9 protein-coding genes are annotated in these 13469 nt (G+C 55.5%); 1 reads left to right on the top strand and 8 read right to left on the bottom strand.

Translation table 11 applies throughout. The features are described from left to right. Positions 1-160: 160 nt before the first annotated feature. From AC50YL_RS22345 to AC50YL_RS22370, 6 genes are all read right to left on the bottom strand, one after another. On the bottom strand, positions 161-1789 hold the full coding sequence (locus AC50YL_RS22345; protein WP_494834831.1) for a hypothetical protein: 1629 nt from the start codon (positions 1787-1789) through the stop codon (positions 161-163). A 19-nt stretch (positions 1790-1808) separates the two neighbouring features. Continuing rightward, positions 1809-3620 (bottom strand): type 2 periplasmic-binding domain-containing protein, encoded by a 1812-nt coding sequence (locus tag AC50YL_RS22350; protein ID WP_494834832.1) that lies wholly within the window; start codon positions 3618-3620, stop codon positions 1809-1811. Positions 3621-3704: 84 nt separating this feature from the next. After that, positions 3705-4610, bottom strand: coding sequence for a carbohydrate ABC transporter permease (locus tag AC50YL_RS22355; protein ID WP_494834834.1), 906 nt, complete (start codon positions 4608-4610; stop codon positions 3705-3707). Between the two features lie 16 nt (positions 4611-4626). Then, entirely contained in the window at positions 4627-5535 is a 909-nt protein-coding gene (locus AC50YL_RS22360; protein WP_494834835.1) for an ABC transporter permease, read from the bottom strand. A gap of 165 nt (positions 5536-5700) precedes the next feature. Then, a complete protein-coding gene (locus tag AC50YL_RS22365) occupies positions 5701-7320 on the bottom strand; it encodes a response regulator transcription factor (RefSeq protein WP_494834836.1) in 1620 nt (539 codons plus the stop codon). A 13-nt stretch (positions 7321-7333) separates the two neighbouring features. Then, positions 7334-9109 carry a sensor histidine kinase gene (locus AC50YL_RS22370; RefSeq protein ID WP_494834837.1) on the bottom strand — a complete coding sequence of 592 codons (1776 nt, stop codon included), beginning with the start codon at positions 9107-9109 and terminating at the stop codon, positions 7334-7336. A 493-nt stretch (positions 9110-9602) separates the two neighbouring features. On the opposite strand from AC50YL_RS22370, the gene AC50YL_RS22375 reads away from it, so the two are divergent. Next, positions 9603-10766 (top strand): TolB-like translocation protein, encoded by a 1164-nt coding sequence (locus tag AC50YL_RS22375; protein WP_494834838.1) that lies wholly within the window; start codon positions 9603-9605, stop codon positions 10764-10766. A gap of 194 nt (positions 10767-10960) precedes the next feature. On the opposite strand, the gene AC50YL_RS22380 is transcribed toward AC50YL_RS22375, so the two are convergent. Further along, the gene (locus AC50YL_RS22380) at positions 10961-11758 is read right to left on the bottom strand and encodes a methyltransferase domain-containing protein (protein ID WP_494834840.1); all 798 of its coding nucleotides are present in this window, start codon (positions 11756-11758) and stop codon (positions 10961-10963) included. A 30-nt stretch (positions 11759-11788) separates the two neighbouring features. Then, a complete protein-coding gene (locus tag AC50YL_RS22385) occupies positions 11789-13468 on the bottom strand; it encodes a response regulator (RefSeq protein ID WP_494834842.1) in 1680 nt (559 codons plus the stop codon). Position 13469 lies beyond the last annotated feature (1 nt).

Below are 13469 nucleotides of genomic sequence, written 5' to 3' on the forward strand. Positions count from 1 at the left end.
GGTATCGAAATGAATTAGGCGGCAAACAAAAAATCCCCTTTCGGTCAACAGCGTTTATCCATCTGGCATGGACGAATTCACTGTCTACCGAAAGGGGAGCGTGCCAAAAATCGGGTAATCCGTTAAGCCGTTTGCGAATTATGAAACAGAAAGCCTGACATTAAAAACGCAAGCTAATTTCGCGCTCGGCAGCCCGGAGTGAAATACCGCCCGCGAGCGCAGGCAGCCCCTCCCGATCAGGATCGGGAGAAAGCGCGGACGACACGCGCGGGATTGGCGACGGCGGCAGCGCGCCGATCAATTGAACCTGATACGGATGACCATGAAAAACATAGCTGATCGCATTCGATTCAAGCTTCGTCTCCGGAAGCTCCGCCGCATCGCTCCATAAAAGTTGAAGTCCCCAGTCAGAACGGCTTGCGATAAAGCCGATCCCCCGTTCCGAACAACGAATGCGGAACGTATCCTCCGTATCCAGCCGGATCAGGATCTCAAGCTCGCCTGGCACGGATTCATCCACTTCCAGCGAGCGGACAACGAGCGGCTCGGGATGTCCTTCCTTGTCGTACACGACTGGACGAAGACCGGCCGATGCGTGCTCATCGCTCCAGCGGGCGCTGTCCACGACGGGCAGCGTATCGTAATGACTATATTTGTCCGGACACGTCTCTCGCAAATACCGCTCCTCATAACGCTCGTCAAAAAGGTGAATATCGCGAATCCAGAGCTCGCCGTCGTTATTCAACAAGTTAAACCGATAATAGCGGTTGTAATACCAGACGGACTGACGGCCTTCCGCCCTCCAATCCGTTAGCGCGCATAACGAGGAAGCGGGCGTGACGGGATATTCCCGTTTGAACCAGCGGCCGGAGTCCGCCAGCGTTTCGACGCGCAGTTTGCCTGCCGCTTGAGCTGCCGCAAGAAGCTCCACCTGATCGGTCAAACCATCCTTCATTAAAGCCCATCCGAAGGAATTTTCCTGCCCGACCTGCGTATAACCGAAGGAAACCTGTTCCGGGCGAAAATTGACGTCGAAGAACCATCTGACCCACTCCGGAATGCCGCCTCCGCCTTCTTCTCCCGCATACACCGGCTCCAAGGTAATCACGCTCTGCCCGTTTCCGCCAAGCCGCGCATCGTATTGATAGATCGGATCGCTTCCCAGCATGCGGAATACGGGAACCGGGATTTGACAGGCTTCGGTCTGAGCAGGCATGAAGCCGTTGAGCCGGCTCGGATAGTAGGCTTGGTTGTAATAACCGCCCCACAGCGTGTAGCCGTCGGTCCCCCACTGATCTTTGCAGTTGCAGGAGGCGATAATGCCGTACTTGTCGGACAAGTAACCAAGCACATGCGCATCGAGGAACCACGATCCGACCGATTTGGGGTAATCGCCGAATCGATCGCGGAAGTCCTCCATTAATACATCCGCGAGCCTTTCCCGCTCCCGCGGCGTATAGCCTACCGTGAAGGCGATATGCGCGTGCCAATCCCAGGCGTAGCGTCCCCTCCACGGAATACCGGCTTTTTCCGCCAGCGGCTGCACGACTTCCAGCCAAACGCCGATTTCTTGCGAATCGTCCGCCTCGCGAAGGAGCAGATCCGTGAATTCCGGGTTGATCAGCGCATCGTACTGCAGCAGCCAAGTCGCCGGCAATCCATGCTTCCGCACGAGCGCCAGCTGTTCCTTGACCGGCTCGACCAAGTCGATCGGTTCCCGCGGCTCGAAGCCTCGGATGAAATTAATAATATGGACACGATTGGGATAGACCGCCGCTGCCTGATTCATTGCGTCACTCTCCATCAGTTTATTCCCCGATAATGGCCGGTTTGTCGCTGTAGACGTTGCGGGGGAGCGTCTTCTGAATATCGACCGTGATTTTGCCGGCCGGCGTATCGCTGTACGCTTGGTACTCTTTATTGAATTCGGCGACGGTTTCCTCGTCGTGACCGCGAACCTTCATTTCGTTCAAGAATTGATCATAGGCGGCTTCAAAGTCTTTATCGTTTTTGGCAAGCAGCATTTTCGCATAATACTTCAGTCGGATATCGTTCTGTACGGGACCGTATTTTTCTACCGTGCCGCCGATCACCGGTTTGATGCGCGCTTCTTTCGGCGTCAGCCCGAACGTGCCTTGTTTGTGGTTGATCTCTTCCGCCTCGTACAGCATGGCGTTATACGCGGGCCATGGCGATTCCATCGTCTTGATATGCGAGCTGCCGACGCTCGCCAAGTTCTTCCACCACCAGAATCCGTACTGCGTCACGCTCGCCATGCCTCCGTTGTCTCCGCCCCAGAACTTGGGTCCCCGAAAAACATCGTAGGTTTCGACGGCGGCGCCATTCTCCATTTTATAGGCACCCATGCTCTCCGGGCCGTACTCCATCAAGATGAACGCTTCATTGGTCTGCATCCAATCGATGCCTTTCATGATCTGATCCGGGTTTTTGATCTTTGCGCTAATTCCGGCGCCATTGGTGCCGAACGGATTATAGTTGGCGTATTGGGCCAGTTTTACGTCCTTCACGGCCGGGAGCGCCGTCGGGTAGAACCATCCGTCGGGGAACCCTTTCTTCTCGAGCTCGTTATAGGTGATCGCCTCGGGAATGCCATGGTTCTTCAGCGTCGTTACGTTGGGATTGTCCCATCCGCCGAACAGCATCGCGCCAAAGCGCAAATTGTTTACTTTCTCCTTGAATAAATCTTTTTTCTGAAACGCGGTTTCCGGGTCGAGCAGCCCGTCCAGATTGAGATGATTCAGCCATTGGAACGCATTCTTGAAGCCGGGCAGCTTGTAGTCCGGCACGACCGTACCGTCAGGCTGCTCGTTAAAGCCGTTGTCCGTGCTTCGAACGCCGAACATGGACATGACGATCTCGAGTCCGGCGAAATTCTCCCCGCCGAGCGACAATGGAATGATGCTGCGCCCTTGATCGTCTTTGTAGCCTTTGATGGCGTTCAGGTATTTTTCGAATCCTTCGATCGTCCGCAAGTCTTCGTCCGTCATCCCCGCTTTCTTCAGCACCGTACTCTGAATCCATAAGCCCTGCGCGTTGCCCTGCCAAGCGGACGGATTCTCGATGACCGGTTCGTATGCGGAAGGCACGAAGTAAATGTGTCCGTCGCTTGCCCGCCAATAATCGATGATGCGCTTATCGATTTTGGCCAGATTCGGGTATTGCTCCGGATCATTAAAATAGTCATCCAGAGGAAGCAGTTTTTTTTCGTTGATCAGGCGCGACCATACGAGACTGTCGGAAGGCAGAATAATGGCGTCCGGGAAAGTGCCGGCAGCGAGCTTCAGATTGATCTGTTGGGATAGATCCCCTCCATTGCCGATCTCGACTTTATCCCAATGAATGCCCGATTGCTTCATGACCTCTTGCGTGATCGGGCCGTCCAGATTAATCGGCGTCGTCATCGCCGGCGCATACAGGTTGTAATTCGTCTGCTCGGCCGAGGTTGCCGCATTCCCGTCCTGGCCTGCTTGTCCGCTTTGGTTTCCGCTTTGGTTTCCGCCTTGGTTTTCGCCGCCATCGTTCGCACAACCCGCCAACATCGTCGCGATCAGCGCTGCGCCCAGGATCCATTTGGCGCCGAATTTCCATCCTTGATTCATGAAGAGTATCCCCCTTTTCGGAATGAATTGCGTGATACGTTAACCTCTCTGTCGTCTAACGCATGGCTGCAAATACGAGCATCCTTACTCTTTGACCGAACCGATCAGCACGCCTTTCACGAAGAAACGCTGCACGAACGGATAAACGATCAGGATCGGCAGGACGGTAATCATGATGGTCGCCATCCGAACCGACTTCGGCGTAATCGCGTCCGGGTTGTATAAGCGGGTCGCATTCATCGTCGTCATCTGACTCGAACTGATCATTTGGCTCGCTTCGATCGTACTGAGCATGCGCTGCAGATACGTGGGCAGCGGCTGCAAATGAATGTCGTTGACGAAAAAGGCGCCGGTAAACCAGTCGTTCCATTGGCCGACCGCCGTGAATAAGCCTAACGCCGCGAATAACGGCATGGAGAAGGGCAGCACGATATGAACATAGATTCGCAGGTAACCTCCGCCATCCAGCTTAACCGACTCTACCACGCTTTCCGGGATGGTGTTCTGGAAAGAAGTTTTCATGACGAACATGTTCCACACGCTGAACAGGGACGGAACGACGTACACCCAGAAGTTATTGATCAGTCCCAGATGAATCAACTGCATGTAGAAGGGAATGAGCCCGCCGCTGAACAGCATGACGAACAGAAAGACGAACAAAAACGATTGCCTGCCGGGCAGTTCTTTGCGGGACAAGGCAAAGGCCACGAGAGAAGTCACCAGCAGAGAGCCGAATGTACCGATGACGGTACGTTTCGCCGTGACCCAGAAGGCATTGAGAATCGTATCGTCGGACAGCATGACGCGATAATTATCGAACGTAAGCATGCGCGGCCACCAATAAATGCCGCCAAGACTCGCATCCCTCCCTTCATTAAGCGAGAGAATGAGGATATACCAGAATGGATAAAAGCACAGAAAAGCAAAGATCGTCAGTAGTATGGCGTTGCCTGCCGTAAAGGTCCGTTCTCCAAGCGTAAGACGTCCCATGCGTTCACCTCCCCCCCTACCATAAGCTGTCGCCGCCGATACGCTTGGAAATCATGTTGCTGAGCACGAGCAAAACCGTCGCGATCACGCTCATCACAAGCCCGATCGCGGTTGTCTGCGAGTATTGGGCTTGACCGATGCCGAGCCGCAGCACATAGGTATCCACGACCTCTGCCACGCCGATATTGGCCGGATTGATCATGGTATAGATCTGATCGATACCGACGCTGAGCAGTCCGGGAACGGTAAGAATGAGCACGATCGAGATAATCGGCACGATGCTGGGCAACGTGATGTAGCGCATCTGCGCGAAACGTCCTGCCCCGTCCATAACCGCGGCTTCGTACAGCACCGGATTGATGCCGGAGATGGCAGCCAAATACAAAATGGTACCCCAGCCGACTTCCTTCCACATGCTGCTTAGGACGAAAATCGGACGAAACCACGTCTCCGACCCCATAAAGGCGATCGGCTGCATGCCGAAGCTGTGAAGCAGCGAGTTCATGCCGCCTCCGTCGATCGACAAGAACGCGTCGAGGAAGCCGACGACCACGATCCAGGACACGAAATGCGGCAGGTAGCTCAGCGATTGCACGATACGCTTGAAGCGGAAGGCCCGAATTTCATTGATCAGCAGGGCGACGACGATCGTGGTCGGAAAAACGAACAACAGCCGGAGAAACGTCAACAACAGCGTGTTTCCCGTTGCCTTCCAAAAATCGTGGCTCGCCGCGAACTCCTTGAAATTTTGCAGGCCGATCCACGGACTCTTCCATATGCCATCGCTGAAATTGTAATCTCGGAAAGCCATCTGCAGGCCCAACATCGGGATGTAATTGAACAGGACGACCAACGCGATGCCCGGCAGCAAAAACCCGTATAACGGCAGGAAACCCTTCTGTTTGATCATCCGCAAGCGGTTCATGCGCGAATCTCCTTTCTCTTCCTATTGCAACGCTTACTTGAATATAAGCGACGGCTAAAGCGTTTACAATTATCGCATGGCATGATTAATGCTGCTCTCGCATGATCATGCTTTCATGCAAACAAAAAGAGCGATGCCGCATGCGCATCGCCCTTCATCTGCGTATTAACGATTGGAATCGTCTTGAAAGTCCCGGTATTCCTTGGGGCTCAAGCCCGTCATGCGTTTGAACAACCCGGTAAAATAACCGATATTCTGGTAGCCTACGCTCTCCGCGACCTCGTACAACTTCAACTCCGGATGCTGCAGCAGTTCCTTTGCCTTCTGAATGCGTATTCGGATTAATTGATCGGTAAAGGAAATGCCGAGCTCCGCCCGGAATAAGGCGCCTAAATAATTCGGGCTCAAATAGACCGACTCCGCCACCGAGCGCAGCGACAAATTGTCTTTGAAATGCTCGTCCATGTATGCGAGCGCTTTTTGAACGACGATCTGGGCGTGACTCTTTTTGCGTTCCGCTATGAAATGACTGAGACTGCTGACCATATGAACGGTCTCCTGCAACAGCTCCGGCTCCTCCCGACATTCGAGAAGCTGCTCCCACAGCTTTTGTTCCGAACCGAATTGCCGGTTCGCGTCGCCGATTTCCGAAGCCGAGCGGTAAGCGCCGCTTATCAGGTGCATGCATAAGCTTCGCAATTCGGCCCCTTGCTTGCGGCGATTTCCGGCGAAGCCGTTAAGAATTTCTCCCAACAAACTTAAACTGTTCTGCCCGTCTCCTGCCCCGAGCACCGCGAAAAAATCGGCAGTCAATTCCTCGAGACTCTTCTCCGCCTCGACGCCTTGCTCCTTCAGCATCTTCCAGCTGTACATCCGTTCGCCGCCGCCAAGCAGTCCTTGATTGACCGCCTTCTGCGCCAAGCGAAAACTATCGCTGAGTTGACTCAGTTTGGCGACGGGCGGCCCGACGCCGATCCGCGCATTGCCGGCCTTCATCAACTCTAGCGCTGCGCAGAGACGCCGGACGCACTGTTCGGTCGCCGTCTCGAAGTCGTCTTTGAAGCGGTCATGGAGGATGAGCACGATATTTCCGCGCTGCGACGTCGTCTTCGCCTCCAGCAGCGAGCCGCATGCGGCTTCCGCCGCTTCTTCGATTTCGCTGCCGTCGAGACGGGCCGGCTCCGCCATCGCAAGGGATGGAGAGCGGTCCGATTGGATAACGATCGTCAGGACAAGCCGCGCTCCCGTTCCTTTGAGCATGTCCAGCGCATCCGCACGCGCCCGGATGACCTCTTCGCCGACGATAAGGCCGTGTATGAGTTCCTGCATCAATTGCTCCTGCGCGATCGGCTTGCACACGTCAATCTGCTCCTGCATCCTCATCGCTGCATTGCTTCTGAGCAAGTTCGACTGCTCCTCTTGATACACCCGCTCCAAGATGGCATTCAGTTCTTCGAAAATAATCGGCTTGACCAGAAAAGCGTCGACCCCGATATCGAGCGCGGTCTTGGCATATTGGAACTCCTCGTACCCCGTTACCATAATGATGCGCATGCGGGGATTCATCCTTCTCATCCGGGCGGACAGCTCCAGGCCATCCGTTCCCAATAAACGAATATCCGTGATCAGCAGATCGGGAGGCATTCTCCGCGCGCCTTCCAACGCTTCCTCGGCAGCCTCCCATTCTCCGGTCACGCGCATGCGGTATCGCTCCCATGCAATATGCCTGACGATGGAATGACGCTGTCGCTCCTCGTCATCCACGACGAATACGTTAATTTCCAAGGTGCCTCCCCTTTCAACCGGCTGTTGCGGTCAGTCCTTTTTTTTGCGGAATGAACAAGTGAACCGTGGTCCCTTCTCCCGGCGCGCTCTGAATGAGCAATTGATACGATTGTCCATAATGGCGCTTCAAGCGCTCATTCACGTTATATACCCCGAACCCTCCGTGCTCGCTGGCGCCGTAAGCGTTCTCAAGCAAGCGCCGCAGCTGCTCCTGCGACATGCCGGAGCCATTATCGACAATCATGATGCACAGTGTATCCTGCCGCATGGATGCGGTTATCCGGAGACGTCCCCTTCCTCCGGTATGCACGAACGCATGAAGCAAGGCGTTTTCGACAATCGGCTGAAGCGTGATTTTCACGATATCGTAGCCTAACGTCGCTTCCTCCACATCGAATTCAACGGTGAGCCTGCCGGGATACCGCGATTCGTGTATGTCCAGATACGCCTTGACATGCTCCAATTCCTCTTTGAAGGTCAAGATATCGACTCCGCGGTTCAAGGCCAGCCTGAAAAATTTGGCCAACGCGTCCACGGTGCCGCTAATTTCGGACGATCCGACGTCCATGGCCATGCTCTTGACCAGCGCCAGCGTGTTATAGAGGAAGTGAGGATTGATCTGCGCCTGCAGCAAGTTCAGCTTCTCCGTCTCGGCCCGGCTCCTCGCTTCGGACATCTCGCGCAGGGATTGATCCAGGCGAATGGACATGGCGTTGAATTCCTCTTCGAGATCGGCGAGTTCATCCTTGCTGTGTACCTTGATGGTAAGTCCCATGTCCCCGCTGCGCACCCTTCGCATGCTTCGGATGAGGAAATTGAGGCGTTTGGTCGTGCGTAATCCGAAGCCGGCGAGCACGGTAACCGTCAGTACCACGAACAGGATGCTGACCGCGATGGCCGCTTTTTTGACGAGCTGCAGCTTCTGCCACAATTCCTCCTGGCTGACGATCGTCACGACCTTCCAATCGAGCCGGTTCGTCTCGTAGACGACCAAACTCTGCAAACCGTCGATTTTCGTCGAGTACCAACCTTGCTTGGCCTCATAGACTTTCTTCAAATAGGGAAATTGCGCGACATCGCTGCCCCCTTCGCTCGCTCCCTGAGGATCCATTTCGTTGGCAAGCACCTTGCCCTGATTATCCAGTACGACGAACCCGCCCTTCTTCTGCGCGAGCGGGTTGGTAATCTGATCAAACAAGGCTCGGTTCGTTACTTCGACATGGATGATCCCGTATTTCTCGTTCGACAAATAATCCACGAGCCATTTGCTTAGATAAAGCGAAGGCTCGGAATGGTCAATCTTCCAATTAAAATACCAATAAAAGGAGCGGTTCTCGTCCTTCATATCCGCGTACCACGCTTGCGTGCCGGCCCTCTCCATATTGAGGACGGTGCCGCCGTCCTCATGCAAGGTGGGATTGCTTTTATAAAATTGAATGGCTTTCATGGGAAAGTAAGATCGGATGCGACTGACCGCGGAATTAATTTGCTGCAGGCCCATGACTTCTTCTCCAAGCGATTGATAGGATTGTGTAAGCGTTGTCGTAATTCCGGAATCGAGCGAAAGCTGCATCAACGTATTTTGATATCCGATGATCCGGTACTCGATGTTCTCGTTCAGCTGATAAGCCACTTTCTCCAGCATATCGCGGCCTTCCTTTTGCGCGAGCGAGAGGCTGGCGGAAAACAAGACATAACCGATGACGAGAACCGGAAAGATCAGAAATAAAGTCACGATCAATATTAATTTTTGCAGCAGGCGAATCCTGTTCCAGTAACCGGCAATCATGTGCTTTCTCCCTCCGCGTTGTTCGGGACGTTCAGGCCATTTCCGAACACCCCCATTTCCCATATTCAGGAGACTCTTCTAGTATAACGTCGATCGCAGCAGCATCAAGTCGCCTGCGGCAAAAAAAGAGACTCGCAGCAACGGGCCGCGAGTCTAAGGTATATATACTAAAAGGGGGGTCGAGTTCTAGTATAGCCTTGCAGCCTTAAGACAAGTTAAAGATTGGATTTCATTCTCATTACATTTATCTTACAAAACGAATACCCGTTTTTAGTTCCTCAACCTCAGGAAAATATCCCATAAATAGGATATTTGTAGCAAGCAATACGAATGTAAGATTAGCTATACTATGGATGATTCTGGAATTATTATCTCTTTGTCGTGATTTCGGCTTTTATTGACCATGCCGGATCAAAGGAGGATGTGCAAGCCGTTTCTTTTATGTATGGACAGGTTGCCGATTGATAACAAACTAACGGTTAGGGGTAATCCGATGAAACGACGATTGATACCATTCGTTTTGGCATTCATGTTGCCGATGCTCGTTATGCTCCCGTTGAAGACGTTCGCCGATGTGAACGACAAAGCAACGAAATCGCTCCTGAACGCGTTCGACGGCACCATTCTCGATTTCGACGCAAGCCGCATCGTATGGACGGCGAACGATAAAGTGCTTTGGCTGTATAGCCGCACGAACGGCACGCAGGTCAAAGTCTACGACGGGACCGGTTCGACGGACATTGTCCATGAAGCGAAGCTGTCGGCGCAAGGCGTCGTGTACAACCTGAACAGCGACCCGAAAAGCGACGTCTGGCCGCGGGTAATCTCGGTATACAATTGGAAAAACGGACAGGCGACGCGAATTGCGACCGGCGAGGAATTGTTCGACATTCGCGGAGACGGTAAGTATGCGCTGCTGAGCCGACATAACGTGGATCTCACGACGGGACAAGTCCGCGATCTCGGGGACGACAGAATCGAGTTCTCGGCCGACGGCACCATGATTTACTCGGCCCCGGTTCCGCCCGTTAACGCGTTTGCGCTCTATCAGGCACGTCCCGACGGCACGGTAACGCAGCTGGCCGAGCCTTCCAACAAAGTGGTACCGCTTGCGCACGGGTGGTCCTATGGTTATTATGGACCGCTAACGGATGGAAAGCGCATCCTCTACCGGGAACTCGTCGAGAGCAATAATTACGCCAAGCATGTATGGGCGCTTCGCTTGCGCAACGAAGATCATACGGTCGCCACCTTGTCGGTGAATCCGTTCGTCAGCTACCAGCCCGGCGTTTCCTACCGCATCAACAACGGATGGATTGCTTATATCGAATACGATCAGGCCGTAAGCAGCAAAGTCGTCAACGTCCGGTCGCCGGAAGGCATCGTCAAACGGGTTTTCGTTAGCCCGCATTGGTGGTCCTGGACAAGGGCCCCTCTGGCGATCGACGAGCTGGGGCCGGATGGCACGGTAGCGTTCACGTTCAACGACAAAACGTATCTCCAGTACATGAAAGAGGACAAGCCGGTAAGCATTAATCGAAGCCCGGCGAAGTTCCAATACCGCGAGCAAGTATTCGGCGCGCCCGGCGCTTCGCAAATCCGAATCGGCGCGTGGTACATGTTGTCCAACGGTTCGTTGTACGCCGTTCGCATCTAACGGGGCGGCGAAGAACCGCCGTGCAAGATCCGCCATCGGGCATGAAAACATGCTTCCGCTAAACGCAGCAGAGGGGATCGCGTGCTTGTCATTCGACAAGCGCTCGATCCCCTCTCGCAATAAACGCAATGCCGCGCGGCATCGCTCCATGCTGCCGCATGATTGGGCCGGTACGCGGGCTGGCGCGCGCCTGGTCAGTTCCTCCTGCGGGCAATATGGAGAACGGCGCCCCAGTGACGGCGAACCGATTGATCCGGACGCCGATTCAGGCGCAGCCGGATCTCGTCGAAGAGCTTGTCGCGTTTCCATTGCTCCATCAGGATGTGCCCGGAGAAGGTTTCGAGGAGTCGAATGTACGCCTCGGCGCGATAAACGCGCTCCCAATCGAAGTGCCGGATCTCGACAACCTCGAACAGGCCGCTTTCCTCGATCTCCGCGCTTTGCTCGAGCAGCTCGCCCGGCCGCGGCCAATCGTTGTCGGCGGCCCGGCTTCCTTCGCCGATCTCATGGTAAACGGTTTGAATGTCGCGGAAGAACGGATCCCCGCCATCCGGAAACACATGCGTGGCATTCCAAAATGCCAAGTGGCCATCGGGGCGAAGGACCTGCCAGGCCTTCCGGTACCGAACCTTGAAATCCACCCAATTCCAAGCGGTCGCGGCGTAGACCAGATCGAACCCCGCTCCCTCCTCCGGCTGCCAGTCCTCGAAGTTCGCATTAATGACGTCAACGTCCGTTCCGATCAGGTTTTGCCGGGCAGCGGCGGCAAGCTCGGCGCCAAGCTCGACGCAGGTGATCGCATATCCGCGCTTCGCCAGCGGGAGCGTGGCCTTTCCCGTCGCGCACCCCACTTCCAACAAACGGGCTCCGGGCTTTAACTGCGTCGTCCGGATCAGAAGATCGAACAAGGCTTCCGGGTAATCCGGCCGCGCCTGCTGATAGATAGAGGCAGCCTGCTCAAATGACGCGCGCAATCTTTCGTTCTCGTTCATCGCTTTCATCATCGCTCCTTTGGCTATGCGCTATCGGCGAACCGTCGCATGCTTCATGCGGTATTCCATCGCGGAGATCCCTTCCAGCTCGCGGAAGACGCGGTTGAACTGCTTCGCGTTCTCGAAGCCGACCAGCTCGCCGATCTCGTAGATGCGGACATCCGTTTCCTCCAGCAGCGCCTTCGCTTTCCGAATTCGCACCCGCTTCAGGTACACGACGAAGCTTTCGCCGGTGAACTCCTTGAACGTTTGGCTGAAGTACGAATAATTCAGCGATACATGGTTAGATACGGTCGCCATATTGAGGTCGCGATGATAATTCTCTTGAATGTAGCTGACCGCTTTCTTCATCTCTTTATGCTCGGCGTGCACGGACCGCAGGCTTCTCACGTAGTCGCTGAGCCGAACCAGCAATTCTTCCGCGGCATGGTAATAGTCGTGGATCGACTCGAAGCCGTAGATGCAGCCGACCTTCTTGTAGATCCGCAAAATCTCCACCGACTCTTCCCCGTACTGATGGAATACGGCATCGAAGACGAGCTCGTTCAGCTGCCTGCCGATCTCCTCCATGTACGCGATATCGAAGGCGGCCAGCCGCTTCGGCTCCAGGAGCTCGGCCAAGAGCTGCTTCATTTCCTTGTCGCGGCCCGTGCCGAGCATGTTCGCCAGCTTGCGGATGTCCTCCAAGGGAACCGGCGTCTCCTTCAAGCACGCCTTCTTGCCGTCGAAGACCAGCAGGGCGGGCTCCCCGCTCGGCTGCAAAAATCCGTACTTGAGCGCTTCCCGGGCCTGCGCGTAAGCGCGCTTGACCTGACGGGACGCCGTCATCCGTTCGCTGAGGCCGATCGCGCCCGCGAGGCCGCTCTGGTTCATGAAGGCGAGCAGCCGGTTCAGCGGCTCGAGCCTGCGGCACAGGATGACGAGCCGGTCGTCCTTATCCTTAAAATAAAACCGCTCCCCTCCGGACTCGGATGCCAACCGGGCGATCAGCATTTCCGCTTTCCCGCTCGTCAAACCGCCCTGCGCTTGCAGCAGCGCCAGATAGTACGCTTCCGCTGCCGAAGAGGATGCGCCCGGGCTGCCATTCGCCTTGCCCGGATCGCCGACCGGAGCACCGGAACCCGCAATCGCCGCGCCGGACGTGTCAATCTCCGGCTCCGGATCGCCGTTCGCGCCGCGCGCGGCAAACAGCAGCTCCCAACCCGCCTTCCCGCAGCGCTCCGCGATCTCCGCTTCCTCCATGGTCGGATGGAGAAAGATATAGTTCAGCTGGCTCGAGAGCAGCTCCTCGCGATAAAGGCGCATCTCCCCGAGCCGCGCGGTCAGCGCCGTCTTGCGCTCCAGGTCCCGCTCCGCCCGCTGCAGCGCGGCGAACAGCTCGTCGCGCACGATCGGCTTGAGCAGGTACTCCTTGACCTCGTGCCGCATCGCTTCCTTGGCATAGTGGAAATCGTCATGGCCGCTCAGGATCATCACGATCGGTCCCGCCTCGCAGCGCGCGAGCTCGCCGATCAGCGCCAATCCGTCCATGCCCGGCATCCGGATATCGGTAATGACGATCTCGACCGCGCGTGCCCGGATCACGCCGAGCGCTTCCTCGCCGTCGGCGGCGAACAGCAACTCGAAACGGCCCGGATGTCCGCGCTCGATGATCGCTTTCAGACCCAGCCTGATGTTCTTCTCGTCATCGACGATGAGCAATGTCCGCATG

The sequence above is a fragment of the Paenibacillus sp. J22P277 genome (assembly GCF_059383675.1).

Coding starts and splice junctions, on each gene's coding strand:
- AC50YL_RS22345 (WP_494834831.1), bottom strand. CDS start 1,789: ATGAATCAGGCAGCGGCGGTCTATCCCAATCGTGTCCATATTATTAAT.
- AC50YL_RS22350 (WP_494834832.1), bottom strand. CDS start 3,620: ATGAATCAAGGATGGAAATTCGGCGCCAAATGGATCCTGGGCGCAGCG.
- AC50YL_RS22355 (WP_494834834.1), bottom strand. CDS start 4,610: ATGGGACGTCTTACGCTTGGAGAACGGACCTTTACGGCAGGCAACGCC.
- AC50YL_RS22360 (WP_494834835.1), bottom strand. CDS start 5,535: ATGAACCGCTTGCGGATGATCAAACAGAAGGGTTTCCTGCCGTTATAC.
- AC50YL_RS22370 (WP_494834837.1), bottom strand. CDS start 9,109: ATGATTGCCGGTTACTGGAACAGGATTCGCCTGCTGCAAAAATTAATA.
- AC50YL_RS22375 (WP_494834838.1), top strand. CDS start 9,603: ATGAAACGACGATTGATACCATTCGTTTTGGCATTCATGTTGCCGATG.
- AC50YL_RS22380 (WP_494834840.1), bottom strand. CDS start 11,758: ATGAACGAGAACGAAAGATTGCGCGCGTCATTTGAGCAGGCTGCCTCT.
- AC50YL_RS22385 (WP_494834842.1), bottom strand. CDS start 13,468: ATGCGGACATTGCTCATCGTCGATGACGAGAAGAACATCAGGCTGGGT.